Below are 26,971 nucleotides of genomic sequence, written 5' to 3'. Positions count from 1 at the left end.
TAAATCGTCAGCCAGATCGCGCGGCCCAGCGCCTCGGCCAGCCGGCCCTCCGAGATGCGGTGCCGACCCGCGATCACCCGCTCGACCATGGCGGTGACGATCACCGCCGTGGCATGCACGTCCATCTCCTCGTTGATGCGCCCCGCTTCTTTCAACTCGTTGAGGCGGCGGCGCACCATCTCGACGAAGGCGTCGACTCGGGAACGCCAGTACCGCCCGACTTCCCGGTCATAGCTTGCGACCTCGACGAGAGCCTCGAGCAGTAGTCGGTGTTTGGTGAAGCCCGCGATCATGTCCCGCATCGCGTCGATCGCGCCTGTCTCGCTCAATTGCTCGCCCGCCCACCATTGCGCCGCCGCCCGGAATAGGTCGTCGGTGGCGAGGTCGGCCATCCGGATCAGCAGCTGACTCTTGTCCGGGAAATAGCGGTAGAACGTCGAGCGCGCGATATCGGATTCGGTCGCAATTCGCTGGACAGGTAGCTCGGTGAATGCCACGCCCTGCGCCAGTAGCCGGTCCACCGCCGTGAGGACACGGTGTTCCACTTCCTCGCGGCGTTCGCCCCGCCGCGCGGGAGAGTTCTTCGTCGAGCGGGTCACCGACACCATGGCCCCATCATGCCCGCGAACTCCGCTGAACAAGTGATTGCCATTTCGAGATTCGTTATTGACAATCTGACAACAGCGCGCAACTATTCAAATCGGACACTATGTCCGAACACTTTGACCCACAGGGGCCGCGATGTCGCGAAGGCTCGGCGGGATGATCGAATCCCTTGCCGCTCATGATGTTTGGGTGCGGATTGCGGTCCGTGATGAGTGAACCGGAATCGGTCGAATACGCCGATGTCGTCGTGGTGGGCACCCGGTGTGCAGGGTCCGCAGCCCTGATCGCGCTGGCGAAAGCCGGTCGCCATGTCATCGGCCTGGACAGCAGCCGTTTCCCCTCCGATGCGCTCTCGACCCACCTGCTCTGGCCTGCCGGGGTCGCCGAATTGCAGACCCTCGGTGCACTCGAGAGGGTCCGCGCACTCGGCGCACCACCGCTGCCCATAGCGATGGCAGTCGCCGTCGGTCCGCAGTACACGGTTCGCGCACCGTACACCCCGTACGAGGGCATCGACTACGCGATGTGCGTCCGCCGAACCGGATTGGACGCCTCCCTCGTGGCGACGGCAAGAGAGGCCGGCGCGGAAATCCGCGAACGGTCGCGGGTCAGCGAGCTCGTGTGGGAGGACGGCAGGGTCGCCGGAGTCCGATACACGGACTCGGACAATGTGTTTCGCGAGATCCGCGCTCCACTGACGATCGGCGCGGACGGCCGGAGCAGCACCGTGGCCTCGCTCGTAGGAGTGCGTGACACTCCCTACCTGCACGCGCCGAGCGGGCGGAACTGCTTCTACGGCTATTGGCGTGACAACAAGCCCGAATGGCGTGAGACCGCGGTGATGTGGCGGGTCGACGACCTGCTCGGCACGGCGTTTCCGTGCGACGACGGCCTGGTGCTGTGCCTGCTGCAGCCGCCGGTCGGCAAGTCCCCAAATCGGGTGACCGGCGGTGTCGAGGAGTTCTACCGCGGCATGATCGAGCAGATTCCGGGCCTGAATGAGCGGCTGAGTGGCTGCGAGCTCGAAGGCAAGGTCCGCTCCGGACTCAACATCGCCTCGTACTTCCGCCGTTCCGCCGGACCCGGTTGGGCGCTCGCCGGGGACGCCGGACACTTCAAGGATCCCGTTACCGCTCAAGGCATTCGCGATGCGATGCGCTACGGGCGTCTGCTCGGTGAGGCGACCGCGTCGCTGCTCGACCATACCGTGGCGCTCGACGCCCAGTTGGATGCGTGGGAGCAGCGTCGGCGGCGCGAATGCATGGACATCTTCCAGTGGACGAACCGACAAGCCCGCGGCGAGCCGCTGACCCCACTCGAGCTCGAGCTGTACCGCGCAGCAGACGACAATCCCGACATCGCGGTCGGATTGATCGAGGTCTACTCGCGCCTGCGCACGCCGAACGAGGTCGCGTCACCAGCACGGCTGGCCAAAGTGCTCGCGAAAGGTGTCACCAACCCGGCCTCGTCGCGGGTCGCGTTGGCCAAGCAGATCGGACGCGAGATTCGTGACGGCGCCGCCGAATGGTCGGAACGTCGCGTCTCGCTGCCGGACCTGCCCGCACCGCCGTCGCAGTACGCCACAAAATCGGTTACACCCGTCCATCGCTAGGTCAGCAACCACCATTTCTCGAGGGGTCGAAATGAATGAAACCGGCGGTACCACTCCGGGTTTCAACCGTCGCGACGTAATGCGCGCGGCGATCGTCGGCGGTGCGGCAGTCGCCGCAACCACCGCACTTCCCGGCACGGCGGGCACCGCCAGCGCCGCACCCAAGCCGCTGCGACAGCAGCCGATACTGCCGAAGCCCGGCCGCTCCGTCGCCATCTTCGGCGGCGGTATGGCCGGCTTGTCGGCCGCCCACGAACTGGCCGAGCGCGGCTACGCCGTCACGGTGTACGAACCGTCCTTCCTCGGCGGCAAGGCCCGTAGTATGGACGTGCCGAACACCGCAGCGGGCGGCCGCAAGAACCTGCCCGGTGAGCACGGGTTCCGTTTCTTCCCCGGCTGTTACCAGCATGTGCCGGACACCATGTCGCGAATTCCCTTCCCCGGCAACCCGCAAGGCGTGCTGACCAACCTGCGCGCGGTGGACTCCAGCGTCGTCGGCATCAAGGGTTCGCCCGCGATTGCGGCGCCGTTCAGCGTCGCCGGCATTTCCCAGATCACGCCGGAAACGATCGAGAAGGCCCTCATTACTGCGGTCGGCTTCATCCCGCAGCTGCCGCCGCTCGAAATGGCGTTCTTCGTCAAGATGATGATGATGTGGTTCACCAGTTCGGAAGAACGACGGTTCGGGCAATGGGAGTACATGACCTGGGAGAACGCGCTCAAGGCCGAAGGCAAGTCGCAGGCCTACCGCGACTACCTGGTCAACGCGCTCACCCGCATCACCGTCGCCGCGAAGCCACACGTCAGTTCCGCGCGCACGATCGCCACCATCGGTGAGGCTCTCGTCCTCGCCGCCACCGGAATCGTCCCCGAGTACAAGGGCGGCGCGGACCGAATCCTCAACCGTCCCACCAACGAGGCGTGGATCGATCCGTGGGTGGCCTACCTGCGCTCACGCGGCGTTCAGTTCATCATGGGCCAGCGCGCCGTGCGGCTGAACGTGGAGGGCGGGCGGATCTCCAGCGTCACGATGGCCGACGGATCGGGAGCTCGGAGCACCGTGCACTCCGACTACTACGTAGCCTCGATGCCCGTCGACAAGGCGCAGCCCCTGATCACCGACGAGGTCATGAACGCCGACCCGCACCTCGCCGGCATCCACAAGCTTTACGCCGACTGGATGGTGGGTATCCAGTTCTATATGACCCGTCAGAGTGGCCTGCCCGAGGGTCATATCGCCTGCATGGGTTCGCCGTGGGCGATCACCGGCCTGCGCCAGGCGCCCATGTGGGCCAACAACTTCCAAGCCACCTACGGTGACGGCACCGTCGTGGAGTGCCTCTCCATCGATGTGTCCGACTGGGACACGCCGGGCATCCTGTTCGGCAAGCCGGCCAAGCAGTGCACCAAAGAAGAAGTGCGGCAGGAGGTCTGGGCTCAGGCCAAGATGTGGCTCAACACCGGGCGCAACTGGCTGCGCGACGAGGACATCCACTCCTGGCACCTCGACCCGGGTTTGACCTGGTCCGGCGGCACGACTCACAACGAGACCCCGCTGCTCGTCAACACCGTCGGCTCGTGGGATTGGCGTCCGAACGCCACCACCGCGATCCCGAACCTGTTCATCGGTGGCGATCACGTGCGCACGCACATCGACCTGCCCACGATGGAGGCCGCGAACGAATCGGGTCGCGCTGCAGCCAACGGCATCATGAACGCCGCCGGCGACCCGGGCGGGCGCGCGGCGATCTTCCCGCTGGTGAACCTGCCGATCTTCGACGCCGCCAAGAAGATCGACGCCGACCGCTTCCGGGCGGGCCAGCCTCACCTGCTGGACGGGTGAGTCGCCGCCCGGGCTACGGGCCGACAATCAGGGGGTCGGCGCGTCGTCCGGGCGCGCGTATGCGGTGACAGTCGCGAACGAGCCGATCTTTCCGTCGGCCGTTCGCGCAATCACTTCCGCGACGCCGAATCCACGACCGTTGTGCACCGGGGTCGCTTCGAACGTCGCATCCACATCGATCGGCACGGGCCGCACGAAGTTCACCGAGTAGCGCGCGATTCGCTTCGGCACCGTGGAGTCCAGCGCTGCGAGACCCGCGAGGCTCGACGCGGTAGACACGATTCCGCCGTGCAGCACGCCGCTGAAGTTGCGCAGCCGCGAATCGGCGGCGACCACGAGGCGCGCACCCGATTCCGCCATCTCGACCCGGCCACCGATCGCGTCGAGCACCGACTTGGGTTCCCGTTCGTCGACTCGTTCCTCTTTCGACGGGAACCGGAACTCACGCGGCATTTCCGGCAGCGGTGGGACATAGCGAGACCGCAGCAACCCGGACGCGATGACTCGGCCACCGTCGGTCACCACCTCACAGGTCCCCGCGCCGCCGCCATCGTCGTTGGAAAGGTGCGTGGTGCGCAGGTCCAGGTAGCGTGCCGACGGCTCCGGATCGGCAAAACTGTCGATGGTCAGCTCGCTGGTCACCGTCCAGCGCTCGGCGAAGCGGGCCAGGTGAATTTGCGCCCCGAGCAGGGCATCTACGCCGACCGCGAGCGAGGCCGGGCTGAAGTCACCGGCATCGTCCATGCACCACGGACCCAACCCCATGCGCAGCGAACCGTGCCCGGGATCGGACTCGATTCGGAAGATCACCTCGGGGTTCATCGGCACCACTTTCTCCGCGGCCGGACTGCGCCGACCGGACAACTTGCCCCTCGTTCATATCAACCGGTTGGCGCGGCGTCGCATCGGAGGTCCACTCAGCGGTAGCAATCACGCTGATCGCAACCGGTCACGACGAGCCTCCACGCCAATAGCGTCGATCGCATATCTGCCGTCGAGCGAGGAGCGAGCGTGCCCGAATCCAAGGTGTCCGAGCCGTTGTTACTGAGCACCGATGTCCTCGTGATCGGCGGCGGACCCGCCGCCACCTGGGCTGCGCTGTCGGCTCGCGAAGCCGGCGCCGACGTGGTCCTGGTCGACAAGGGCTACTGCGGGACGAGTGGCACAACCGCACCGGCCGGCACCGGCGTCTGGTACGTCGCGCCGGACCCCGAGGCGCGCGCCAAGGCGAAGGCGAGCCGCGAGGAACTCGGCGGATTCCTCGCCGACCACGCCTGGATGGACGGTGTCCTCGAACAGACCTGGACCAACATGAACCGGCTCGCCGTCGCCGGCCGCTACCCGTTCCCGGTGGATCCGGAGACCGGGCGGCAGATCCGGACCGGCGTACAGGGACCGGAGTACATGCGCCGCATGCGGGCGTGGGTCCGCCGGGCCGGTGTCACGATCTTCGATCACTCCCCCGCTCTCGAACTGCTCACCGACGCTTCCGGGCAGGTGCGTGGTGCTGCCGGTTACCACCGGCACGAGGACCGCGACTACCGGATTACCGCAGGCTCGGTGGTTCTTGCGAGCGGCGGATGCGCGTTCCTGTCGAAGGCGCTCGGCACCGACGTCAATACCGGTGACGGCGCACTGATGGCCGCTGAGGTGGGCGCGCAGTTCTCCGGCATGGAGTTCTCGAACGCCTACGGCATCGTGCCAAAGGGGTCGACGATCACGAAGACGGCGTACTACGGCTTCGCGACGTTCTTCCACGAGGACGGCCGCGTACTCGAGGGCGCTGGTTCGTTGCGCGGTCGTTCGCAGATTGCCCGAGCCCTGTTGCACGAGAAGGTCTTTGCCCAGCTCGACCGAGCCGATACGACGCAGCAGCAACAGATGCGGATCGGCCAGCCGAACTTCTTCCTGCAGTTCGATCGGCGCGGCATCGATCCCTTCACCCAGCGCTTCGAGGTGGATCTGCTCGCCGAGGGCACGGTGCGCGGCACCGGCGGCCTCGACGTCATCGACCGCACCTGCGCCACCACCGTGCCAGGCCTGTTCGCGGCGGGCGACGCGGCGACTCGGGAACGGATCTGCGGCGGCTTCACCGGTGGCGGCAGCCACAATTCGGCGTGGGCGATGTCGTCGGGTACCTGGGCGGGCCGCGGCGCAGCGCAGTTCGCGCTCCACGCCGGGCGCGTCGGGCACCGCGAGGTCTTCGGCGCCGGTCGAGTTGGCTTGCGGCCAAGCGGCGTTGGGGCGTCGCTCACTGCCGCTGAGGTGGTTGCCGCGGCACAAACCGAGCTACTTCCGTTCGACAAGAACTACATTCGCGAGGGCAACCGGGTCTCGCCCGCGCTGGCTCAACTCGATGCGCTGTGGGAAGCAACCTCGGCGGGACTGGGAGGCACGGGGATCGAGCGAGTGCGCGCCCGCCAGGCCGCGGCGATCACGGCAGTGGGCCGGTGGATGTACGAGTCGGCGCTGGCACGCACGGAATCGCGCGGCATGAGCAAGCGTGATGACTTCCCGGAGCTGGATCCCGGCCAGCACCACCACATCCTCACGGGCGGACTCGACGCGGTGTGGACGAAGCCTGCGCCGGTGGCGGCATGATCGAGCTCGTTCTTGCCGAGGCGTGCATCGCCTGCGACAAGTGCATCGACGTGTGCCCGACGAGTGTTTTCGACCGCAGCGAGTCGGGCGTACCGGAGATCTCCCGGCACTCCGACTGCCAGACGTGCTTCATGTGCGAGGCCTACTGCCCGACCGATGCCCTCTACGTGCATCCGGAGTCGACGCCGCTGCCGGATCCGCGCATCATCGACCGCCAACATGTCGGACGGTATCGAGAGAAGCTTGGTTGGGGCCGTGGGCGCGAGCCCGGCGCGCGGCTCGCGATCGGCCCGGAGTTGCCGAAAGGTCAACTCCCGCCGCGACTATCGAGGTGAGGTGTGCGGTCGGTCGTCGTCTCCAGCAATGGGTAGTCGATCATCGACCGCCACCAGTTCTCGTCGAGTTCCTGACCACGTAATGCCGCTCGGGTGAGACCCCACGCCATGAAAACACCAAGCGCCGCAAGCCAAATCGCGAAGCCAATCCACCCGATCCACATCAGCCAGACGATGAGCTCGGGTGGGTCGGTGAGCATCAGGACCGGCGCGGTGAGCACGCCGAGGCCGACGAAGTAGGCGGAGCCCGCCCGGTCCATCCGCAGGATCAATCGGAGCCCTGGGTGTTCGTAGGTCTGCGTCGCCACGTCGATCTCCTCTCGGAGCGGGTTCGGTGATTCCGACGCTACGCGCGAGAGGTAATCGTGGCGATTACCTGCGGAGTAATGGACGTACTACGGGCACGGGCTCGGCGCGTCGCCCCGGACCGGCGCGTCCTCCGGCACCGTGTAGCTGACGAACGCCTCGGCGATCCGGCTCGACCGGTTGACGACGCGATGCGGCGCGTTCGACGGGATGAACACGATCTGACCGAAGCCGTAGTCGGTGAACTCGCATTTCCCGGCAAACTGCACCGCGACCGATCCACTCGAAATCACCGAATACTCGGGCCCGTTGTGGACATGCCAGCCGCTCGACGCGCCTGGCTGCAGTTGCAGTCTCTGCAACACGACGGAGCTCGGGCCGACAGGGAGAATCGCGAGTTCGGTGCGATTGGTCGAGCCCTCGGGCGGGGTCGCGGACGCCAATCCCGCGGGTGCGGCGACTGCCAGCGCGACGGCGGCTGCGGCGACGAGGATCGTTCTCGGCATCATGGCACCCCCTGCGGTTCCGTGCGTCGAGCATAGGCCGCGCCGGGCGGCGGAGCGAGGGTGATTCACAGAGGCCTCGCAGGCATGTCACGGCGGTTCGCCGCTGTCGGCACCCACTCCGACCAGCACCTCACCCGGATGATGGAAGTGGTTGACCCTTTGACGTTGTCGCGGGTCGACATGAAACGGCGGAATCCATGCCGTGCGCCCACTCCACGTGGCTGTCGTCCGCCATTGATCCAGCCCAGTTCCGGCGAGCTTGTGGTGGGTGTGACAGACGAGAGTCAGGTTGTCGATGTCGGTTGCTCCGCCGTCGGCCCATTCGCGGCGGTGGTGAGCTTGGGCGAGGTAGCCCGGTGCACCGCAGCCCGGGAAGCTGCAGCCGATATCGCGGGCGTGCAACACGATCCGCTGGTCCGCAGTCGCAATTCGCTTCGCGCGAGCCAGATACAGCGCCCGGCCCGTGGTGTCGTCGAATACGGCGAGGTAATGACGGGCATGCGCGGCCATGCGGACGAGGTCCCGGACCGGCAGCAGCGAGCCGCCGGCGGTCGTTCCCGGGCCGGCCAACTCGCCTAGTTCGCGCAGCGTGGTCGACACGACAACCGAGACGGGCAGCCCCCGATGCTGGCCGAGCTCGCCGGATGCGAGCAGCGCACGGCACGCAGCCTTGAGTCCGTCATGGCAGCGCTGGCCGTGCGTGCGCTTGTCGCGCTGAACGGAGTCCGCATCGGGTTCGCGATCCATCACCGGCGCCTCGTCGTCAGGATTGCAGGAACCGGGAGCAGCAAGCTTTGCGAACACGGCTTCCAGATAAGTTCGTAGCTCCGGGTCTACCCGGCCGGTCAGCGAGCTCATCAAGTCGGGCCCCTGCTTGCCCAACCGCAGACTCCGCGTGCGAGCGCGATCCTTCTCGGCGTAACTGCCATCCGGATTCAGGTAGCCCGCCAGGCGGGCGGCGACCTTCGCGAGCTCGTCGGGACGCATCGTTGTCGCACATTCCGTGAGCTGCGCTTGCGCCTGCCCACGGGTCCCCTCATCGACGGCGGTCGGCAGGTGATGGAGGAATGTGCGAATCAGCTGCACATGCGCATCGCCGACCTCGCCTGCACGTACCGCCGCGGCGAGGGCTGGGAGTTCCGGCGGCAGAACGTCTCCGGTCAACGAGAACCGTGTTGCGAGCTGCTCGGCCGTGTGGAATCGCTTCGCGGCGGCACTGCGGGTAATTCGCAGGGCGTCCGCCACAACGCGAAGCGGATGCTCGCCACCGAACTCCTCGGCCTTGCGCTGGTCCCCCATACGAGCGAGCAGTTCGTTCCCGACTGCGGGGAGCTTCCGGGCGACAATCTCGATCCGCCGCAGCACCTCCAACCGCTGCGGGTTGTCCATAGTGTCGAAGTCAAGATCGGCCAACGTGAACACCGCAGCATCGAGCGCGGCCAGAGCCGCGTCCGCATTAGCATTCGAAAACATGTTCGAATTCTATCGCGACGATGCGCTTCGCGCAGCAGATTCGAGATTGAAATCCGCTGTCTCCCAATGAAAATTCTCGTTGGCTCGCCAGTGGTCGCAGTCCGGTGCAACCATGACAATCGTGGGCACCATCGACGAATACCTCGCCGGGCTCGAGCCCGAGGACCGAACTGTCATCGAGCACATCTACGCCGTGGCGCGCGAGGTCGAACCCGCTGCGGAGCAGGGCAAGAGCTACGGAATGCCGGCACTGACGCTGCGCGGCAAAGGGCTGATCGCGGTGATGCGCACGAAGAAGCACATCGGCCTTTACCCGTTCAGCGGCGAGGCAGTCACCGCCGTGGGCTCGCTTCTGGACGGCGTCGACGCCGACAAGGGAACGGTGAGATTCCAGCCGGCAGATCCGATCTCGGATGATGCGGTGCGCGCGCTGGTGACGTTTCGCCGGGATCAGATTGGTTGAGCGCGCGCCGGGCAGTGAACGTCAGCGCCCATTTTTCGCACTGATGGGCGGGATCCCGCGCGCAGCCGCGAATTGTGGGCGGTAGGGCTCACATCGGACCATGCCCCGCGGGCGCGACCGCGCACTTATTAGCGACACCGCGCACGCCGAAACACGCGCGCCCACATGAAGAAGTGCGCGATCGTTGAACCCACTCGCCACGCCACGGCCCCGGTGCCACACTCCGACCATGACGGCACATATCCAGCTCAGCGACGGCTCGACCTTCGAAGCCGAGGACGACGAGTACGAAATCGTCGGGACGATACTGGTTCACCGCACGACGGTGACCTTTCACGACGGCACCGGTGGGCCGCCGATTCACATCAAAGAGACTCGCCGCTACTCACCAAGCGCCTGGCATTCCGTAACCGAGTCCGAGCGCCTGGACTCATAGCGGGCACAGCCCACTTCCTCGGCGGTGTCACATTCCCACCACCCCCGGTGTCTTATGCCCGAGCAACCGACCACGGAGGGAACTATGGCTGGCAACACCAGGATTCCGCAGGCAGAACTCACCGGCATCTCCGGCGCTGTGGTGAAGCGAATGTCCCGCAAGATGTTCGGCGAGGTGCCCGAGCCACTGGGAGTGGTGTGGCACAACCGCAAGGTGTTGAACTTCAGCTTCGCGGTAAGCCGCAGGGTCAAGAAGTGGGACCAGTGCGACGCGAACCTGAAGTCGTTCGCACACATGGCGGTGGCCAGCCTGGTGGGCTGCAGCTTCTGCCTGGACTTCGGGTACTTCAGCGCCCACAACGAGGGTCTGGACCTTGTCAAAGCACAGCAGGTGCCGCGGTGGCGTGAGTCGGACGTCTTCACGCCGCTCGAACGAGATGTCATGGAGTACGCCGAGGCAATGACCCAGACGACACCGACCGTCACGGACGAGTTGTCCGCTCGGCTACTCGACACACTGGGCCCGGCGGCGCTCGTCGAGCTGACTTCCTACATTGCTCTGGCGAACTTCATGACTCGCGGCAACGTCGCGATGGGCATCGAGTCGCAAGAGTTTGCGGCCTCCTGTGGTCTCGCACCGCTCGCCGTAGCCTCGACGGCATGACCGACGATCCGTTCGTCGTCCACCGCGGCCTGCTGTTCACGGTCGCCTATGAGATGCTCGGCTCCGCGGCCGACGCCGAAGACGTCGTGCAAGAAACCTGGCTGCGGTGGGCAGACGTGGACCAAGCGGAGGTGCACGACCCGCGGTCGTACCTCGTTCGCATCGCCACGCGACTCGCGCTCAATCGGCTCCGCACGCTGGCGCGGCGACGTGAGGACTATGTCGGCGAATGGCTACCTGAGCCGTTGCTCACCAGTCCGGACGTCGCGGAGGACGTCGAGCTGGCCGAGAACGTCTCGATCGCGATGCTCACCGTGCTCGAGACCCTCGGTCCGGCCGAGCGCGCGGTGTTCGTGCTGCACGAGGTGTTCGAGATGCCGTTCGCCGAGATTGCCGAGGCCGTCGGGAAGACTCCCGCCTCGGTTCGGCAGATCGCGCACCGCGCCCGCGAACACGTGGCTGCACGGCGACCACGGATGCAGGTGGACCGAGCACAGCAACTGGCTGCCGTGGAAAAGTTCATGGCGGCGCTCTCCACCGGCAACGTGCAGGGTTTGGTCGACGTGCTCGCTCCGGACGTGGTGCTGATCGCCGACGGCGGTGGCCTGGCGGCGGCGGTCCGGAAGCCGATCACCGGAGCAAAGACAATCGTGACTCTGCTCCGGCGCTTGGCAAAGCTGCCCGACGTGCAGATGCGCACCGTCTGGATCAACGGGATGCCGGGGTTCCGCATCGAGATTGGGGGCGTCGAACCCACCGCGGTGAGTGTCGCAATCGAGGACGGGAAGATCACCCGGATCTACGCGATGCGCAACCCGGAGAAGCTGGGCCGGCTGGAGACGGTGGCGGAACTGCAGCGGTGATGAACGTTCGCCCAGATGCCGTTGCGAAATTGGCCGGGGTCTCGAGCGAATAACTTTTGCCGTCACCGGGTACCAGTGTCATTATGAACGGTAGTGTTCGCAATATGACAGCACGCTCTCTCCCGAAGTTCTTGTGTGCAGCGGCCGTGGCAGTCGGAGCACTGGGGTTGCCGCTGACTTTGCCTGTTCAGGCGGCGTCCGCGGCACCTTGCCCCGACATCGAAGTGGTCTTCGCCCGGGGTACCGCCGAACCGCCAGGTCTCGGCGTCACAGGCTCCTCGTTCACCGAAGCCATGCGCGCGCGGGCCGGCGGTAAGACGGTCGGATCGTATGGAGTGAACTACGCCGCCAGCGCCGACTTCGACCACCCCGCGGTCGTCCTGCATACGGCCTTGGACGGAATCAGAGATGCGCAGCGGCACATCACGTTCATCGCGAACACTTGCCCTGGCACGCGGATCGTGCTCGGCGGTTATTCGCAGGGTGCTGTCGTGGCCGGGATCGCCACGATGGGCGGACTACCTCCCGGCGTCCGACCGGAGCACCGGGCCGACGTGCCGCCGCCGATGCCTCCGGAGGTCGCCAATCACGTCGCGGCGGTCGTTCTCTTCGGCAAGCCGTCGGACCGGTTCATGCTCGACCTCGGCGCACCCACTGTTGCCGTTGGCGGTCTGTATGCAGGGAAGACCCGCGAATACTGCGTCCCCTTCGACAACATCTGCGACGGCACACCCGCGAGGCAACCCAATGCCTTGCACGTGCTGTACGCCGTCAACGGAATGCAGATCGACGCAGCAGGATTCGCGGCGAGTCGCCTCTAGATCAGTGCCCTTGGCGAGTGAGATCGGCCCGCGTGTAGGTCTCGTGGTCGAGGCCGAAGACCCGCACCGCGGCTGACTTGCCTTTCAGCGCATGGAATCCCCGGTCGACAAGTCCGAGCGGTGGAGACGACAGGGCGTCGACGCAGTGCTGGGTGAGCAGGATCGAGTCGCGGGTTGACTTGGTGAGTTGCTCGACGCGCGCGGCGACATTGACGGTGTCACCAATCAAGGTGAACTCGAGCTTTCCTCCACCGCCGATGGTTCCGGCAATCACCACGCCCGTGTTGATCCCGATTCCGATCCGAAGCGCCCCGCCGAACCGCTCGGCAACAAGGCGTTGAATCAACACCGCGGCAGTCACCGCGGCATCTGCGTGATGGGCAAGGTAATGCGGAGCTCCGAACACCGCCAGCGCACCGTCGCCGAGGAATTTGTTGACGTGCCCACCGGCATCGACGACCGCGGGCACCACGATCTCGAATAGCGCATTGAGGCGGGCCACCGTGTCCTCGGCCGTGTTCGCCTCTGCGAACGGGGTGAAGTCGCGGATGTCGACGAACATCACGGTCACCTCGCGGCGCTCACCGGTGAACACGTCATCACCTTGTTCGAGCAGACGCGAGGCGAGGTCGGGGTCGACATATGTCCCGAACGCCGCTTGAAGTCGTTGCCGCTCAGCCAAACCCGCTTGCATACGGTTGAACGACGCCGCGAGCGCACCGAGGTCATCGTCCTGAACCACCGGCACGCGCCGGCCGTAATCGCCGGCAGCCACACGCTTCGTCCCTTCGGTTAGGTCACGGATGGGACGCAGCGACGGTGCGAGCGTAAGACCAACGACAATCGGCACGGCGAACACCAGCGTCAACGCACCTCCGATAACAACGGCGAGCACCGGACCGTGTCTGCCCACATCGAGCACGGCCGCGAGCATTGCGCCCGCGACAGCGAAGCAGAATGAGGCCGCAAACATAGCCACGTTCGTCCACGCCGCAAAGGTCGGTCGAGAGCGGGGCAAGGCGTCACCGATCCCCGTGCCACCCGCAATCGCGGCCCTCGCCGGCCGCAGCGCCGCTCCCGCAAAACTGTGCCCGTTGATTAATGCCGCAACACCGCCGAGAGCCGCGCCCACACTCCCGTACTGCGCACACGTCGAGCCCGCCGCGCCGACCAACGCGCCGACACCGGCAAAGAGTAGTGCGCCGAATACAGCAGAGCCCGCTACTGTCCGCGCAACCGTTCCCCGAGTCCACGCGTAACTAGCCTCCAGCGCCGTTGACTCGTCGACGTCCTCGCCGGCCGCCCACCGGTCCACGAGACGCTGCGGACTCGCACCAGGAAGAACCGAGTAGTACGCCAGCAACAGCGCGCCGACCACGGCGACCGCTGCCGCCTCCAGGTAGCGATCGGACTCCTCGAAAGCGACGACTAGACCCGCCCCAAGCAGCCAAAACGGCAGGATTGCGAAGTAGGAGATTGCGAAGACCGCCCACGTATATCTCGCCCGGTACCGATCCCACGCCCACTGCCAGATGCGGTCCATGCCGGGAGGCTATTACGGCTGGCAGCGCTGTCGTCCGCGTTTGAACGCGCGATATGGCCTGCGGTTTCCGGTGCCCCCAGTCGGACTCGAACCGACACTTGGCGGATTTTAAGTCCGCTGCCTCTGCCAATTGGGCTATGGGGGCGTGAGCATCCCAAGAATCTCACGCCCGCTTGCGAAGAGACCAAACCGGTCCCGCGCAGCCACAACTCAGATAAGCGTGCCGACGTCCTTGGCGACGATCTGGTCCATGGCACGCTCCGCAACCGCCGCGATCGACAGCGACGGGTTGCATGCCGCGGCGTTACCCGGCATGAGCGCGCCGTCGAGGACGTACAGGCCACGCTGACCCTGCACTCGACCTTCGAGGTCGCACACGGTGCCCATGCACGCGCCGCCCAGCGGATGCCAGGTGCTGTTGAGGACATTGTTCGTGTCGGTCAGGATGCTGCGCGGGCCGGCGATGCGCTGCACGGCGGGGCCGATGTGGCCGTTCTGGATCCGGGCGTCGCCGTCCTTTGGCCAGCGCAGCACGGCCTGGCCCTGCGCCGCGTCGTACACGAACCGCCCACGGCTCTCGCTGACGCCGTAGCCGACGAGCATCGTGCTGCGCGCGTCGATGGGCATCGGCGGCATCGAGGCCTGGATGACGGTGTGGGCCGACTTCGGATCGTCCCAGTTCAGGCTGCCGTAGACGACCGGGCCACCCTGCTCGACCCCGAAGCTGTCCTCCAGATTCGTCCACACGTAGATGCGGTCGGCATTGCTGCCCCAGCCCTCGCCCAGAGCATCGGGCAGGTCCGGAATGCGACCGGTCGCCTTCGCGCGCACCAGCAGCTTGGTCGTATTCATGCTGCCCGCCGACATGATGAGCGTGTCGGTGGTCAGGATCTTGTTCTCCAGCACCGCGCCGGTCGTGTCGATGCGATCGACGTAGACCACCCAGCGGCCGTCCTTGTCGCGCTCGACATCGGTCACCTGGTGCAGCGTGCGCACGTCGACATTGCCGGTTGCCTCGGCAGCCGCAATATAGGTGACGTCGACGGTGTGCTTTCCGCCGTTGTTGACGCCCATTGCACCCGAGCCATTGGTGTAGGACGGCTTCATCTCACCGGCCAGCTCACGCAGGGCGAAGCTCCAGTCGATCGGCATCGGGATCTTGGACAGCGGCATCCCTGCCCGCCGCACGTTGCGCGCGAAGATCCGCGGCGCGAGATAGTTCGGGCTGTCGACCAGCTCGTCCGGCGCCGTGTCGAGCTGGAGCATGCGCGCGACGCGCGGGTAGTGCACCCGGTTCATCAGGTCCCAGTCGAGCGCCTGCGGAAAATGCGTGTTGAACACCGCCTCCGAGGGTTGCAGGCTCATCCCCTGGTAGACGAGCGATCCCCCGCCGAGACCGGCCGCACACATCGTGGTCATGTTCTCGCCGGCAACCGCCTCGACAAGCCCCACGTACGGGTCGAATACGGCCGGCTTGCCGAACAACTGTGGGGCGGACTGGTACCAGAGAATCCGCTTGTCGGGATTCACCGCATTGGGGAAGGTGTCCGCATTCGGGCCGGTCGACCAGCGCTTGCCGCGCTCGAGCAACACGACCGGCACGCCGGCCTGAGCGAGTCGCAGCGCCGCGATTCCGCCGCCGAAGCCGGAGCCGATAACGACGACCCGGTGCTCCTCGCGGGTCAGCCCCACCCGGCTCGCACCGGGAGCGGCCTGGGCGAACCCTCCTCCCGCCACCGCAGCGCCGGCCGCGGCCGCACCGACCAGGAATGAACGGCGGGTGATGCTCGGCAAGGCTTCCTCCAACAAGTCAGGTACGCGCCGGTGCACACCGAAAGCACTTGTGTCCAAGCAAAATTGCGGGAGACACGACGGCGGTCACCAACCGGTGGCAGCCTGGTCCACATCTCCAGGCGAGTTAGAAACTAGACAGTTGCTCAAAAAAGTGTCAACCGACACGTAGGCGACTGTGACGCGAACCACTACTCATCGGTAACCACATTGGCTCACCGTTCCGCCAACGGGATGCGGCATCACTCCATCGCCGGACGCAGCCAGCGACCGAGGAAGTCCCGCAGGTCATCGTCGGTCCGTACCGACTCATCGTCGAACAGGATGATCGACATCGACCACCGCGTGGCCACCAATCCGATCTCCTCGAGCCTCGGCTCGATATCGGGGTATTCCTCCACGAGCGGGGCGAGGAGCAACTGCGAAAGCGGCTTCGCTCGCTCCATCACATCGCTGTCGAAGACCGGGTTGTCGCGTGCCACCTCGAGTAACCGGCCCAGTACAGCGTGCGTGCGCACCTCCAGGCGCCCCGCGACGATCAGCTCCCGCACGTACTCGAAAGGTGACTTGGCCGCGGCGGCCCTGGCTCGGATGTCGCCGAGAATATCGACCATCAATTCGGAAAGCGCCTGCGATACAAGGTCTTCCCGGCTGCCGAAATTGGAGTAGACGGTCTGGCGCGACACCTTGGCGGCCTCGGCCACCGCGGCGATGGAGACGCCATTGAATCCGGCGGACTCAATGACGGACAGCGTCGCATTGATTATCTTCTTGCGCGAACGCATGTTTCAGCGAACCGACATGGCGATGCCGTCGAGAATGTCATGCTCGCTCACGACAAGCTCGGAAATCCCTGCGCGGCGCGACAATTCATCGGCGAGTGTCGCGCATACCACCGCGCCGCCGCCGATCACGTCCACCCGCCCGGGGTGCATCGGCCCGAGTGCGGCGCGCTGCTCATGGTTCATCGCGATCAGCCCGTCGCACACCTCGTGCAGTCGGGGCAGGTCGATCCGCGATAGGTGCACCTTGGCCGGGTCGTACTCGGGCAGCTCGCGTCCGAGCGCGGCGATCGTGGTCATCGTGCCGGCCACCCCGACCCAGGTCCGGGCCTGCTCCACCGGCACAACCGCCAGCGCCTCGGCCAGCCGACCCTCCACGAATTCCCTTGCCGCAAAAAGCTCTTCGCCGGTCGGCGGGTCGGTATGCAGGCAGCGCTCGGTGATCCGCACACAGCCGATGTCGGCGGAGAACGCGGCACGCACGCCGTCGGAATCGCCGAGCACGACCTCGGTGGAACCACCACCGAGATCGACTACTACGAACGGGCCTTCCGCCGGATCGAGCTGACCAACCGCGCCCGCGAAAGACAGTCGCGCCTCTTCGTCACCGGTGATGACCTCGGCCACCGCCCCGGGCACGACGGCACCCAACTCGGCGCGCGTCATGGCGAAGAAGTCCTCGCGGTTGCTCGCATCGCGGGTGGCCGAGGTCGCGACCATCCGCACGGCGGTCGTGCCGGTCTCCCGCATCATGCCGACGTACTCGTGCAGCGCGACTCGCGTGCGCTCGATCGCCTCGGGCAGGAACGACTTGGTCTTGTCGACGCCCTGGCCGAGCCGGACGATGCGCATCTCGCGGCGGACGTCGGTGAGATTGCCGTCATCGTCGATATCGGCAATCAGCAGGCGAATCGAGTTGGTACCGCAATCGATTCCCGCTACCCGTCGCGTCACGCGTGCCCTTCCGTCTCACCCTCGTCAGAACCGTCGGAACCGGACGGGCCCGTGTACTTGGGCCAGTCGGCGGGAATTGCTGTGCCGCGCAACCGGCCCTGCGCGGCGAGCGCGACCGACTCGTCACCGAAGGGGTTCACTCCGGGCCCCTTCGCGAGCGAATGCGCCATCAGCACGTGCAGGCATTTGACGCGATCCGGCATACCACCACCGGTGAAAGTGGTTCCAAGCGAGTCGATCTCGTCACGCTCGGCGAGGTAGCTCTCGTGCGCTCGCCGATACTGCTCGGCCAGCTGCGGATCGCTCGACAACCGGTCGGTCATCTCCCGCATAACTCCGGCGGATTCCTGCCGGCTCGCCTCGGCTGTGAGCCGGGGGTCGGTCAGGTAGTACAGCGTGGGAAACGGTGTGCCATCCGGCAATCGGGGTGCGGTCTTCACCACGGCAGGCAGACCGTCCGGGGTGCGGTACGCGACGGCGAGCACGCCACGCGGCGCCCGTCCGAGTTGGCGTTCGATGACGGCGAGGTCGGCCTCGGTCGGGTGATTGTCTTCGTTGCTCATCCGCCCGGCCCTCCCGAGACCGGTGGTGCCACCGGAGCCGGCGGCGGAGGTTGAGGTGCCGGCGCGGGTGCCACCGGGGTCGGCTCTACCGGGCGAGGCTCGGACACTTCATGCCACAGATCGCTGTACCAGGTGCCCGACTTCTTTTCCGGCTCAGCGCGTTCCGCCTGTGCCGCCTCATATGCACCGGGCAACTGCACCTGGTACGGGGTCTCCCCCGGCATCACCAGACGCAGCCGCTCGCGCGCCTCGGCGGCGATATAGGCCGGGTCTTCCTGCTGCTGCTTCTTCTGCTGCAACTCGGCGATATCCCGTTCGAGCTGCACACGCTCGGCCTCGATGCTCGTCGCCTCGCTGCGCTGGGTGAAATACGTCCGCAGCGGCACGGCCAACGTCAACGCCAGCACGCAGACCACGACCGCGAGGATCACCGCACGCGCGGTCGAGAGTCCGAAAATCGTTCGATCGGAGGTACTTTCGTGCCGCTCGGACTTGCGCCTGCCGATGACGTGCGCCGACCGATCGCGGTCGTTGCCCTCACCGGACGGTTTGGACGCCGGCGCGCGCCGGTCCCGGTCGGAACCGGAGCCGGGCGCGCGTCGTCCCGATGCATTCTGCGACCGCCGCTCTGTCCGCGACGTGCGGCGCGCGTCCCGACCGTTCTGGTCGGGACCCGGCCTGCGCGTGCGGCGAGCAGCCATGGCCTCAGCTGCCGAAGTTGAACCGGGGGAAGGCGACCTCGCCCGCGTAGCGGGCGGCGTCGCCGAGCTGATCCTCGATCCGCAGCAGCTGGTTGTACTTCGCGACACGCTCGGAACGAGCGGGAGCACCGGTCTTGATCTGGCCGCTGCCCACGGCAACCGCGAGGTCCGCGATCGTGGTGTCCTCGGTCTCACCGCTGCGGTGGCTCATCATCGTCTTGTAGCCGTTGCGGTGCGCGAGATCGACGGCGTCGAGCGTCTCGGTGAGCGTTCCGATCTGGTTCACCTTCACCAGCAGCGCGTTGGCCGCGCCCTTGGCGATGCCGTCCGCGAGGCGGTCGGGGTTGGTGACGAACAGGTCGTCGCCGACGAGCTGCACCTTCTCGCCGATGTCATCGGTGAGGGCGATCCAGCCGTCCCAGTCGTTCTCGTTGAGCGGGTCCTCGATCGAGACGAGCGGGTAGTTGTTGACGAGCTCCTCGTAGAAGCGGGTCATTTCTGCGGCCGAGTGCGCCTTGCCCTCGAACTGGTAGCTGCCGTCGTTGTAGAACTCCGAGGCGGCCACGTCGAGCGCGAGCGCAACATCGGTGCCGAGCTTGAAGCCGGTCTTGCCGACCGCGATCTCGATCAGGTCGAGCGCGGCCTTGGTGTTGGCCGCATCCGGGGCGAAGCCACCCTCGTCACCCAGGCCGGTGGACAGGCCCTTCTCCTTGAGCACCGACTTGAGTGCGTGGTAGACCTCCGCACCCCAGCGCAGCGACTCCTTGAAGGTCGGCGCGCCGATCGGGGCGATCATGAATTCCTGCACGTCGACACCGGTGTCGGCATGGGCGCCACCGTTGAGGATGTTCATCATCGGCACGGGCAGGATGTGTGCGTTCGGGCCGCCGACGTACTGGTACAGGTCCAGGTCGGACGACTGCGCGGCGGCGCGGGCGACGGCGAGCGAAACACCGAGCAGGGCGTTGGCACCGAGGCGCGACTTGTCCGGCGTGCCGTCGAGGTCGAGCAGGGTCTGGTCGATGACGCGCTGCTCGACGGCGTCGAGGCCGATCAGAGCCGGGGCAATCTCGTCGAGAACACCGTTGACGGCCTTGGTGACACCCTTGCCGCCGTACCGGCTGCCGCCGTCACGGAGTTCGACCGCCTCGTGCTCACCGGTCGAGGCGCCCGAGGGCACCGCAGCACGGGTTACCGTGCCGTCGTCGAGCGCGATCTCAACCTCGACCGTCGGGTTTCCCCGGGAGTCGAGAATCTCGCGTGCTCCAACCTGTTCGATGATGGCCACGAACGACACTCCTTCGGCGGTGAACAATTGCCTGCACCAGGGCACAGGCTTACGGGTGCGAGCCTATCTTCCCGGCTCCCGCGCGTTGCGTCCTGTCGGCCAGCGTTTCGCCATCCGACCGTCCGGGGGTCAGGACAGTTCGGCTCCGACGCTGTAGAGAGCGGCTCGGTGACGCACCTGCCGCAGATAGGAACCCGATTGGTTGTAGGCCAGCAGAGCCTGCTGCCACCCCTCGGCCGTGCGCAGGTCACCGCCGCGGGCACACAGATAGAGGGCGGCGGTGAGCGCGGCGTCATCGATGTTGTCCGGGTCGAGCACGCCGTCGCCGTTCGCGTCGACCGCCCAGTGCCGCCATGTCTCGGGAATGAACTGCATCGGGCCCATTGCCCGGTCATGCTCGGTGTCGCCGTCGAGTTGGCCGCCGTCGGTGTCATCGATATCGGCAACGCCGGGGGCGCCGTCGAGCGCGATTCCGCGGATCGGGGGCGTCACGGTGCCGTCGTCGTGCACCGACGAACTGCCATGCATGCCGTGCTTGCTCTCCACGCTGGCGATGCCGGCCAGGGTCGTCCAGGCGATGCCACAGTCGGGACGGCTGCGCGCGAGTACGGCAGCGGCGTAGCCGTATGCCTCCAGCGCGGGCACCGGGATCCGGTTCGCGGCGCCCTGTTCGTCGGCCCACGCCTGCAGTTGTGTTGCCGCCCGGCCCGGCGCATCGATGTCGATCGGCGGCACCGGAGCACCCGGTCCCGGCGGAATGCCCTCGGGTACGTCGACCCCGGAACCGAAACCCGAGCAGCCGGCGGTGACCAACGTCAGCACGGCAAGGCCTGCCAGGCAGCGGCGTCGGATTCGGGGCACGCATCCATCCTGCACGCGAATTGTTAAAGCCCAGGTAAAGCGCACTGGCGTGTCATGAATTCGGGTGTAGGTTCACCATCAAACCAAGGCTCGCCTTGCCTTAATTATCGGGTTGTTCCGACACACCACGAGGTTCGATGTCCGTACTTGCCTCCACCGGAAACGCGCCGTCCATTGCCACGCAACTGTTCGGCAGCGGGCTGATCGGCGTCCGCGAAGGCCTCGAGGCCGGCATCGTCGTGATGATCCTGGTCGCGTTCCTGGTGAAGACCGACCGCCGCGATGCGCTCAAGTGGGTGTGGGTCGGGGTTGGCGCCGCAGTGGCGATGGTCGCCGCCATCTTCGTCGGCATTCACTACGGCACATCGACAGTGACGGGCCTGGCCGCCGAGATGATTGCCGGTGTCGCTTCGCTGGTGGCCGTGGTGATCGTGACCGGCATGGTGCTGTGGATGCGCACCGCGGCGCGATCCATCTCGGGCGAACTGCGGGCCGGGATGGAAAAGGCGCTCGGCCTGGGTCCGTTCGCCGTCGTCTCACTGGCGTTCTTCGCGGTCGGCCGCGAAGGCGTGGAGACCGCACTGTTGATGGTCGGCTATGCCGAGAACACCGCCGGCAGTTCGTGGCCGCTGATCGGGCTGCTGATCGGGCTCGCCGTCGCCGCCGCGCTGACCGTCCTGCTGTACTTCGGCGCGATAAAGATCGACCTCGCCCGGTTCTTCAAGTACACCGGCATCTTCCTGATCATCGTGGCCGCGGGAATCCTTTCGTACGGCGTGCGCGCATTGCAGATCGCCGGCTGGCTCGCCGGCGGATCGACACACGCGTTCGACATCTCGAACTCGTTCGACGCGTCGAGTTGGTATGGCACCGTGCTCGCCGGGATCTTCAACTTCCGGCCCGACCCGACGCTCGCCCAGGCGATCGCGTGGGTGACCTATATCGCCGTGGTACTGCCGCTGTTCCTGCGGCCGGTCAAGTCCGGGCCGAAGCCCGCCGCCAAACCGGCACCCGAACTTACCCCCGAATCCACATCCTGAAAGGCACGAGCTTGACCATTCGCCCCAGCTACGCGATCGCGGCCACCGCCGCCATCGCGCTCGCCCTCGCTGGCTGCACCGAGAAATCCGACACGGACACCGACGCGATCGCCGTCACCGCGACCGACGACAGCTGCGACGTCGCCAAGACGGAGTCGACCACCGGCAACACCGCCTTCTCGGTGACCAACAACGGCTCCAAGGTGACCGAGTTCTACGTCTATGGCGAAGGCGACCGGGTGATGGGCGAGGTGGAAAACATCGGGCCCGGGCTGACTCGTCAGCTCATCGTCGCGCTGAACGACCCGGGGACCTACCAGACCTCGTGCCGTCCGGGCATGGTCGGCGAGGGCATCCGCGCGGACTTCACCGTCACCGGCGAGGCCAAGAGCGCGCCCGAGGAGGGCAGCCTCCTCGCCGAGGCCGCCGACGGTTACAAGCGCTACGTGGTGTCCCAGACGGTTGCGCTCGAGGAGACCACCCGGAACTTCGTGAACGCGGTGAAGGCCGGCGATATCGAGGCGGCGAAGGCACAGTTCCCCACGACGCGTACCTATTACGAGCGCATCGAACCGGTGGCCGAGAGTTTCCCCGACGACCTTGACCCGCGCCTCGATCTGCGGGAGCCGGACGTCGAGCCGGGCCAGCCCTGGACCGGCTTCCATCGGATCGAGAAGGATCTGTGGGCCCAGGGCCTGCAGCCCGACACCAACGCGATGGCCGATCAGCTCGAGGCCGACGTGGCAGAGCTCGTCAACCGCGTGAACGCCGAGGACTTCACCTTCGACCCGGTCCAGACCGCGGGCGGTGCCGCCGAGCTGCTCGAAGAGGTCGCTCGCACCAAGATCACCGGTGAAGAGGACTTCTTCTCGCATACCGACCTGTACGACTTCCAGGCGAATGTGGACGGGTCGCAGGCCGCGGTCGCGGCGGTGCGGCCGATCATCGACGAACGCGACGCCCAACTCGGCCTGCGCATCGATCAGCGCTTTGCCGCGGTGGACGAGGAGCTCGCGAAATACCGACAGGGAGATGGGTTCGTCTCTTACGACACTGTCAATGAACAACAGCGCCAAGAGCTTTCGAATAAGCTCGACGCCCTACTGGCGGAAGTGAGCAATGTCCAAGCCGTCGTCGCCGGACAATAACGGCGCGCAAACCAACACGTCCGAACCGACCCGCGGCGGACTGAGCCGCCGCGGGCTGTTCGGCGCCATCGGTGCCGGCGCGGCCCTCGCAGGCGCAGGCGCAGTCGTGGGGCGTGTGACCGCCCCCGAGAGCGACGCCCCCGCCGCCGCGAACGTCGTCGCATTCCGCGGCGAGTATCAGGCCGGCATCGTCACGCCGACCCAGGACCGCCTGCACTTCGTCTCCTTCGACGTGGTCACGGATTCGCGTGAGCGACTGATCGCAGTGCTGAAGGAGTGGACCGAGGTCGCCGAGCGGATGACCCTCGGTGACGAGACCTATCCGGGCGCTGCTGCCGAAGGTCCGCAGTACGCCCCGCCGAAGGACACCGGCGAGGCACTCGATCTGCCCGCGGCCAACCTCACCCTCACCATCGGGTTCGGCCCGTCACTCTTTGGCACCGCCGAGAACGACCGCTTCGGCCTGTACCAGCGCAAGCCGGCGGCTCTGGCCGACCTCCAGCACTTCCCCGGCGAGATCCTCAATCCCGCGATCAGCGGCGGCGACATCTGCATCCAGGCATGCTCGAACGATCCGCAGGTCGCCGTGCACGCCGTGCGCAACCTCGCCCGCATCGGCACCGGTGTGGTCGCGGTTCGGTGGTCGCAGCTTGGCTTCGGCCGCACCTCGTCGACGTCGCAGGAGCAACTGACCGCCCGGAATCTGATGGGCTTCAAGGACGGGACGAACAACCTCAAGGCCGAGGACGAAACCGCTGTGGACGAGTTCGTCTGGGTCGCCCCCGACGACGACCAGGCCTGGCTCGCGGGCGGGTCGTATTTGGTCACCCGGCGAATCCGGATGCTCATCGAATCGTGGGACCGCACCGCGCTCAACGAGCAGGAGCGGGTGATCGGGCGGTTGAAGGGCAACGGCGCCCCGTTCGGCGCGACCGACGAGTTCGACGAGGTCGACCTGCAGTCGGCTGGGCCGGAAGGCCCGCTGATCGACCGCCAGGCGCATATCCGGCTGGCCTCGCACGAGACGCTCGGCGGGGTGAAACTGCTCCGCCGCGGCTACAACTTCACCGACGGCTCCGACGGCTTCGGACACCTCGACGCGGGGCTGTTCTTCATCGCGTTCTGCCGCAACCCGCAGACCCAGTTCGTCCCGATGCAACTCGCGCTCGCCCGAGCCGACCTGCTGAACGAATACATCCAGCACACCTCGTCCGCGGTCTTCGCGGTGCCTCCAGGAGTCCGTGACGGCGAGTTCTGGGGATCGACGTTGTTCGGCGCGGAGAACGCGGCCGAGCCCGTCGGGAATCGCTGAGCACCAATCCCAGGCAGTTTTCAGCAAACTTTCGTTGGGTAACCATTTCACCAAGCAAATTCCCAAGCAATCTGGCATAGTCGCAGGTGATCCGGATCGGCTGCCGCCAGATTCCGGTTGGACGTAACACCATATGGACGTCGAGCGATCCACCAGCAAGCGTTCCTGCTGGTTTCTCCCGTCGACGAATCGAGGCCCCTCGGTGCGGTGCCGACTATGCGACTCGACGCGCTTGCTCAGCGTCGTCGATCTGGGTGCGACGCCGCCCTGCGAGAAGTTCCTCACCACCGACGAGCTCGATTCGCCCGAACCCACATATCCGCTGCATCTCCGCCTGTGCGAGGACTGCCTGCTGCTGCAGATTCCCGCGCTGATCACGCCGGAGGACACGTTCACCGAGTACGCATACTTCTCCTCGTACTCGGACAGCTGGGTGCAGCACGCCAAGACGTTCGTCGAGGGCACCGTCGGACGGCTCGGGCTAAACGAAGACTCGTTCGTGGTGGAGGTCGCCAGCAACGACGGCTACCTACTGCAGCACGTCGTCGACGCCGGCATCCCGTGCCTCGGCATCGAACCGTCGGTCAACGTCGGCGCGGCCGCCCGCGAGCGCGGTGTTCCCACCGAGACCGGCTTTCTCGACGAGCACCTGGCCGGGCGAATCCGCACCTCGCTCGGGCGGGCCGATCTGGTTGTCGCCAACAACGTCTACGCCCATATCCCGGACCTGCTCGGTTTCACGCGCTCGCTGCGGCTGCTGATGGCCGAGGATGGGTGGCTCTCGATCGAGGTGCACCACGCGCTCAATCTGGTCAGCCTCGGCCAGTTCGACACGATCTACCACGAGCATTTCCAGTACTACACGCTGCTTTCGGCTACCCGGGCGCTCGCGACCGCCGGCCTGACGGTGGTCGATGTCGAGCTCATCCCGACCCACGGCGGCTCGATCCGCGTCTGGGCCCGCCCGGAGGCGGCGGCCGGCGAGCCGACCGAGCGCGTCGCCGAAGTACTGCGCCTCGAGGAGGAGGCCGGGCTGCATTCGGTGGCCGGCTATCTCGAGTTGCAGCCTCGCACCGACAAGGTGCGCCAAGAGTTGCTCCGCTTCCTGCTCGATGCCAAGGATGCGGGCAAGCGGGTCGTCGGTTACGGCGCCCCGGGCAAGGGCAACACGTTGCTCAACTACTGCGGAATCCGGACCGACCTGATCGAGTACACGGTCGACCGAAATCCCTACAAGCACGGCAGGTTCACGCCGGGCACCCGCATCCCGATTCACGATCCGGAGCAGATCACCAAGGACCGACCGGACGTAGTCCTCGCTTTGCCGTGGAATCTGGAAACCGAACTCACCCACCAGCTCGACTACATCGCCGAATGGGGCGGCGAGCTGGTATTCCCGCTGCCGACGTTGCACAGCACTATCACCGCATCGGCGAAAGCCCTGGGGAGGCAATCGAAATGAAGGTTGTTCTGTTCTGTGGGGGATACGGAATGCGGATGCGTAACAGCAACGACGACGAGATACCCAAGCCCATGCAGATGGTCGGGCCCCGGCCGCTCATCTGGCATGTCATGCGCTACTACGCGCATTTTGGCCACAAGGACTTCATCCTGTGCCTCGGCTACGGCGCGTCGCATATCAAGAATTACTTCCTGACCTACGACGAGGCCGAGTCCAACGACTTCGTCATGCGCGGCGGCAAAGTCGAACTGATGCACTCCGACATCAGCGACTGGACAATTACTTTCGTCGATACCGGGCTCGAGTCGCCGATCGGCGAACGACTGCGCCGCGTACGCGACCACCTCGACGGCGACGAGTACTTCCTGGCCAACTACGCCGATGTACTCACCGACGCCCCGATGGACGTGATCATCGACGAGGTCATGACCACCCGCGCCGCGGCTTCGATGATGGTGGTTCCGCCGCAGTCATCGTTCCACTGCGTGGACGTGAGCGAGGCGGGCGAGGTCAAGCAGATCACCCCCGTCTCCGATCTGCCGATCTGGGAGAACGGCGGGTTCTTCGTATTGACCCAGGAGGTCTTCGACCATCTGCCGCCGGGCGGTGACCTGGTCGCGGATGCATGTGGCGCACTCGCTGCGCAGGGAAGGCTGTTCGGCTACAAGCATTACGGCTTCTGGAAGCCAGCCGACACCTTCAAGGAACGGGCCGAGCTCGAGAATTACTACCACAAGAATTACCGGCCATGGATGGTGTGGGACAGCCACCGTGAGGACGGCAGTGAGCCCGATCCGATCGTCCAGCCCGCTCTCGTCCGATGATCCAACTGGAGACAGGCTTGATCGCGCGAATTGCGGCTGTCGGCGCACACTGTGACGACATAGCCATTGGAATGGGCGGCACACTGCTGACGCTGGCCGAGGGAAACCCCAATCTCGAGGTCCGCGCGCTCGTGCTGTCCGGTGGGGGCACCGCACGTGAGACCGAGGAGCGTG

At 66.2% G+C, this 26,971-nt stretch carries 27 protein-coding genes, 1 tRNA gene and 1 pseudogene; 15 read left to right on the top strand and 14 right to left on the bottom strand.

The window, feature by feature from the left end; translation table 11 throughout:
• A partial coding sequence (locus tag A8G08_RS24410) for a TetR/AcrR family transcriptional regulator (protein WP_068280037.1) occupies nucleotides 1–608 on the bottom strand: 608 nt, incomplete at its 3' end.
• A gap of 206 nt (nucleotides 609–814) precedes the next feature.
• Between A8G08_RS24410 and A8G08_RS24405 the strand changes: the two genes are divergently transcribed.
• Both A8G08_RS24405 and A8G08_RS24400 read left to right on the top strand, forming a co-directional pair.
• A complete protein-coding gene (locus A8G08_RS24405; RefSeq protein ID WP_068280059.1) occupies nucleotides 815–2,218 on the top strand; it encodes an NAD(P)/FAD-dependent oxidoreductase in 1,404 nt (467 codons plus the stop codon).
• Between the two features lie 31 nt (nucleotides 2,219–2,249).
• A complete protein-coding gene (locus A8G08_RS24400) occupies nucleotides 2,250–4,061 on the top strand; it encodes a hydroxysqualene dehydroxylase (protein ID WP_068280034.1) in 1,812 nt (603 codons plus the stop codon).
• A 27-nt stretch (nucleotides 4,062–4,088) separates the two neighbouring features.
• On the opposite strand, the gene A8G08_RS24395 is transcribed toward A8G08_RS24400, so the two are convergent.
• Complete coding sequence (locus A8G08_RS24395; RefSeq protein ID WP_068280032.1) at nucleotides 4,089–4,883, bottom strand: PaaI family thioesterase; 795 nt, start codon at nucleotides 4,881–4,883, stop codon at nucleotides 4,089–4,091.
• Nucleotides 4,884–5,087: 204 nt separating this feature from the next.
• On the opposite strand from A8G08_RS24395, the gene A8G08_RS24390 reads away from it, so the two are divergent.
• Nucleotides 5,088–6,662, top strand: coding sequence for an FAD-dependent oxidoreductase (locus A8G08_RS24390; RefSeq protein ID WP_068280052.1), 1,575 nt, complete (start codon nucleotides 5,088–5,090; stop codon nucleotides 6,660–6,662).
• Nucleotides 6,659–6,997: a 4Fe-4S dicluster domain-containing protein gene (locus A8G08_RS24385; RefSeq protein WP_068280056.1), complete on the top strand. Its 339-nt coding sequence runs from the start codon at nucleotides 6,659–6,661 to the stop codon at nucleotides 6,995–6,997. Before A8G08_RS24390 ends, A8G08_RS24385 begins: the two co-directional genes overlap by 4 nt.
• Here the strand turns inward: A8G08_RS24385 and A8G08_RS24380 are convergent.
• The 3 genes from A8G08_RS24380 to A8G08_RS24370 all read right to left on the bottom strand — a co-directional run bounded on the left by A8G08_RS24380 (nucleotide 6,970) and on the right by A8G08_RS24370 (nucleotide 9,282).
• Nucleotides 6,970–7,305 (bottom strand): hypothetical protein, encoded by a 336-nt coding sequence (locus A8G08_RS24380; RefSeq protein ID WP_084436838.1) that lies wholly within the window; start codon nucleotides 7,303–7,305, stop codon nucleotides 6,970–6,972. The genes A8G08_RS24385 and A8G08_RS24380 overlap by 28 nt on opposite strands.
• Nucleotides 7,306–7,392: 87 nt before the next feature.
• A complete protein-coding gene (locus tag A8G08_RS24375) occupies nucleotides 7,393–7,812 on the bottom strand; it encodes a cupin domain-containing protein (protein ID WP_068280025.1) in 420 nt (139 codons plus the stop codon).
• Nucleotides 7,813–7,896: 84 nt separating this feature from the next.
• Nucleotides 7,897–9,282 carry an HNH endonuclease signature motif containing protein gene (locus A8G08_RS24370; RefSeq protein ID WP_068280021.1) on the bottom strand — a complete coding sequence of 462 codons (1,386 nt, stop codon included), beginning with the start codon at nucleotides 9,280–9,282 and terminating at the stop codon, nucleotides 7,897–7,899.
• Between the two features lie 112 nt (nucleotides 9,283–9,394).
• Between A8G08_RS24370 and A8G08_RS24365 the strand changes: the two genes are divergently transcribed.
• From A8G08_RS24365 to A8G08_RS24345, 5 genes are all read left to right on the top strand, one after another.
• Nucleotides 9,395–9,745, top strand: a complete 351-nt coding sequence (locus tag A8G08_RS24365; protein WP_245672986.1) for an iron chaperone — start codon at nucleotides 9,395–9,397, stop codon at nucleotides 9,743–9,745.
• A gap of 229 nt (nucleotides 9,746–9,974) precedes the next feature.
• The gene (locus A8G08_RS24360) at nucleotides 9,975–10,181 is read left to right on the top strand and encodes a hypothetical protein (RefSeq protein WP_068280018.1); all 207 of its coding nucleotides are present in this window, start codon (nucleotides 9,975–9,977) and stop codon (nucleotides 10,179–10,181) included.
• Nucleotides 10,182–10,265: 84 nt separating this feature from the next.
• Complete coding sequence (locus A8G08_RS24355) at nucleotides 10,266–10,844, top strand: carboxymuconolactone decarboxylase family protein (protein WP_068280015.1); 579 nt, start codon at nucleotides 10,266–10,268, stop codon at nucleotides 10,842–10,844.
• A complete protein-coding gene (locus A8G08_RS24350; protein ID WP_068280012.1) occupies nucleotides 10,841–11,707 on the top strand; it encodes an RNA polymerase sigma-70 factor in 867 nt (288 codons plus the stop codon). Before A8G08_RS24355 ends, A8G08_RS24350 begins: the two co-directional genes overlap by 4 nt.
• A gap of 104 nt (nucleotides 11,708–11,811) precedes the next feature.
• Nucleotides 11,812–12,528 carry a cutinase family protein gene (locus tag A8G08_RS24345; RefSeq protein ID WP_068280006.1) on the top strand — a complete coding sequence of 239 codons (717 nt, stop codon included), beginning with the start codon at nucleotides 11,812–11,814 and terminating at the stop codon, nucleotides 12,526–12,528.
• Between the two features lies 1 nt (nucleotide 12,529).
• Here the strand turns inward: A8G08_RS24345 and A8G08_RS24340 are convergent, their stop codons facing one another.
• From A8G08_RS24340 to A8G08_RS24300, 9 genes are all read right to left on the bottom strand, one after another.
• Nucleotides 12,530–14,071, bottom strand: a complete 1,542-nt coding sequence (locus tag A8G08_RS24340) for an adenylate/guanylate cyclase domain-containing protein (RefSeq protein ID WP_068280005.1) — start codon at nucleotides 14,069–14,071, stop codon at nucleotides 12,530–12,532.
• Between the two features lie 71 nt (nucleotides 14,072–14,142).
• A tRNA-Leu gene (locus A8G08_RS24335) sits at nucleotides 14,143–14,216 on the bottom strand.
• Nucleotides 14,217–14,281: 65 nt separating this feature from the next.
• The gene (locus tag A8G08_RS24330; protein ID WP_068280046.1) at nucleotides 14,282–15,865 is read right to left on the bottom strand and encodes a GMC oxidoreductase; all 1,584 of its coding nucleotides are present in this window, start codon (nucleotides 15,863–15,865) and stop codon (nucleotides 14,282–14,284) included.
• A gap of 239 nt (nucleotides 15,866–16,104) precedes the next feature.
• The gene (locus tag A8G08_RS24325) at nucleotides 16,105–16,647 is read right to left on the bottom strand and encodes a TetR/AcrR family transcriptional regulator (protein ID WP_068280003.1); all 543 of its coding nucleotides are present in this window, start codon (nucleotides 16,645–16,647) and stop codon (nucleotides 16,105–16,107) included.
• Between the two features lie 3 nt (nucleotides 16,648–16,650).
• Nucleotides 16,651–17,598: a Ppx/GppA phosphatase family protein gene (locus tag A8G08_RS24320; RefSeq protein ID WP_068279998.1), complete on the bottom strand. Its 948-nt coding sequence runs from the start codon at nucleotides 17,596–17,598 to the stop codon at nucleotides 16,651–16,653.
• The gene (locus A8G08_RS24315; protein ID WP_068279995.1) at nucleotides 17,595–18,161 is read right to left on the bottom strand and encodes a DUF501 domain-containing protein; all 567 of its coding nucleotides are present in this window, start codon (nucleotides 18,159–18,161) and stop codon (nucleotides 17,595–17,597) included. The genes A8G08_RS24320 and A8G08_RS24315 overlap by 4 nt, the downstream gene beginning before the upstream one ends.
• Complete coding sequence (locus A8G08_RS24310) at nucleotides 18,158–18,862, bottom strand: FtsB family cell division protein (RefSeq protein WP_068279992.1); 705 nt, start codon at nucleotides 18,860–18,862, stop codon at nucleotides 18,158–18,160. Before A8G08_RS24310 ends, A8G08_RS24315 begins: the two co-directional genes overlap by 4 nt.
• Nucleotides 18,863–18,866: 4 nt before the next feature.
• Complete coding sequence (eno, locus tag A8G08_RS24305) at nucleotides 18,867–20,150, bottom strand: phosphopyruvate hydratase (protein ID WP_068280043.1); 1,284 nt, start codon at nucleotides 20,148–20,150, stop codon at nucleotides 18,867–18,869.
• A gap of 129 nt (nucleotides 20,151–20,279) precedes the next feature.
• Nucleotides 20,280–21,011, bottom strand: a complete 732-nt coding sequence (locus tag A8G08_RS24300) for a lytic transglycosylase domain-containing protein (RefSeq protein WP_425394595.1) — start codon at nucleotides 21,009–21,011, stop codon at nucleotides 20,280–20,282.
• Between the two features lie 137 nt (nucleotides 21,012–21,148).
• On the opposite strand from A8G08_RS24300, the gene efeU reads away from it, so the two are divergent.
• The 6 genes and pseudogenes from efeU to A8G08_RS28175 all read left to right on the top strand — a co-directional run.
• Nucleotides 21,149–22,051: an iron uptake transporter permease EfeU gene (gene efeU, locus A8G08_RS24295; RefSeq protein ID WP_068279991.1), complete on the top strand. Its 903-nt coding sequence runs from the start codon at nucleotides 21,149–21,151 to the stop codon at nucleotides 22,049–22,051.
• Between the two features lie 17 nt (nucleotides 22,052–22,068).
• Nucleotides 22,069–23,199, top strand: a complete 1,131-nt coding sequence (gene efeO / locus A8G08_RS24290; RefSeq protein WP_187344519.1) for an iron uptake system protein EfeO — start codon at nucleotides 22,069–22,071, stop codon at nucleotides 23,197–23,199.
• Nucleotides 23,171–24,511, top strand: a complete 1,341-nt coding sequence (gene efeB, locus A8G08_RS24285; protein WP_068279989.1) for an iron uptake transporter deferrochelatase/peroxidase subunit — start codon at nucleotides 23,171–23,173, stop codon at nucleotides 24,509–24,511. The genes efeO and efeB overlap by 29 nt, the downstream gene beginning before the upstream one ends.
• 202 nt (nucleotides 24,512–24,713) lie before the next feature.
• A complete protein-coding gene (locus A8G08_RS24280) occupies nucleotides 24,714–25,973 on the top strand; it encodes a class I SAM-dependent methyltransferase (protein ID WP_068280038.1) in 1,260 nt (419 codons plus the stop codon).
• Entirely contained in the window at nucleotides 25,970–26,797 is an 828-nt protein-coding gene (locus tag A8G08_RS24275) for a glycosyltransferase family protein (protein WP_068279983.1), read from the top strand. Before A8G08_RS24280 ends, A8G08_RS24275 begins: the two co-directional genes overlap by 4 nt.
• Nucleotides 26,794–26,971 (top strand): annotated as a pseudogene (locus A8G08_RS28175) (PIG-L family deacetylase); the annotation flags it as partial. The gene A8G08_RS24275 and the pseudogene A8G08_RS28175, both read left to right, overlap by 4 nt.

The organism is Aldersonia kunmingensis (assembly GCF_001646865.1).
GTDB classification, from domain to species: domain Bacteria; phylum Actinomycetota; class Actinomycetes; order Mycobacteriales; family Mycobacteriaceae; genus Aldersonia; species Aldersonia kunmingensis.
Note: the sequence above shows the minus strand (reverse complement) of the source record. Positions and strands in the feature narration are given on the sequence as shown.

Excerpts from the sequence above, each read along its gene's own strand:
- A8G08_RS24405 (WP_068280059.1), top strand. The coding sequence starts at position 815 with ATGAGTGAACCGGAATCGGTCGAATACGCCGATGTCGTCGTGGTGGGC.
- A8G08_RS24400 (WP_068280034.1), top strand. The coding sequence starts at position 2,250 with ATGAATGAAACCGGCGGTACCACTCCGGGTTTCAACCGTCGCGACGTA.
- A8G08_RS24395 (WP_068280032.1), bottom strand. The coding sequence starts at position 4,883 with ATGAACCCCGAGGTGATCTTCCGAATCGAGTCCGATCCCGGGCACGGT.
- A8G08_RS24385 (WP_068280056.1), top strand. The coding sequence starts at position 6,659 with ATGATCGAGCTCGTTCTTGCCGAGGCGTGCATCGCCTGCGACAAGTGC.
- A8G08_RS24375 (WP_068280025.1), bottom strand. The coding sequence starts at position 7,812 with ATGATGCCGAGAACGATCCTCGTCGCCGCAGCCGCCGTCGCGCTGGCA.
- A8G08_RS24370 (WP_068280021.1), bottom strand. The coding sequence starts at position 9,282 with ATGTTTTCGAATGCTAATGCGGACGCGGCTCTGGCCGCGCTCGATGCT.
- A8G08_RS24365 (WP_245672986.1), top strand. The coding sequence starts at position 9,395 with ATGACAATCGTGGGCACCATCGACGAATACCTCGCCGGGCTCGAGCCC.
- A8G08_RS24360 (WP_068280018.1), top strand. The coding sequence starts at position 9,975 with ATGACGGCACATATCCAGCTCAGCGACGGCTCGACCTTCGAAGCCGAG.
- A8G08_RS24355 (WP_068280015.1), top strand. The coding sequence starts at position 10,266 with ATGGCTGGCAACACCAGGATTCCGCAGGCAGAACTCACCGGCATCTCC.
- A8G08_RS24350 (WP_068280012.1), top strand. The coding sequence starts at position 10,841 with ATGACCGACGATCCGTTCGTCGTCCACCGCGGCCTGCTGTTCACGGTC.
- A8G08_RS24345 (WP_068280006.1), top strand. The coding sequence starts at position 11,812 with ATGACAGCACGCTCTCTCCCGAAGTTCTTGTGTGCAGCGGCCGTGGCA.
- A8G08_RS24340 (WP_068280005.1), bottom strand. The coding sequence starts at position 14,071 with ATGGACCGCATCTGGCAGTGGGCGTGGGATCGGTACCGGGCGAGATAT.
- A8G08_RS24325 (WP_068280003.1), bottom strand. The coding sequence starts at position 16,647 with ATGCGTTCGCGCAAGAAGATAATCAATGCGACGCTGTCCGTCATTGAG.
- A8G08_RS24315 (WP_068279995.1), bottom strand. The coding sequence starts at position 18,161 with ATGAGCAACGAAGACAATCACCCGACCGAGGCCGACCTCGCCGTCATC.
- A8G08_RS24310 (WP_068279992.1), bottom strand. The coding sequence starts at position 18,862 with ATGGCTGCTCGCCGCACGCGCAGGCCGGGTCCCGACCAGAACGGTCGG.
- efeU (WP_068279991.1), top strand. The coding sequence starts at position 21,149 with ATGTCCGTACTTGCCTCCACCGGAAACGCGCCGTCCATTGCCACGCAA.
- efeB (WP_068279989.1), top strand. The coding sequence starts at position 23,171 with ATGTCCAAGCCGTCGTCGCCGGACAATAACGGCGCGCAAACCAACACG.
- A8G08_RS24275 (WP_068279983.1), top strand. The coding sequence starts at position 25,970 with ATGAAGGTTGTTCTGTTCTGTGGGGGATACGGAATGCGGATGCGTAAC.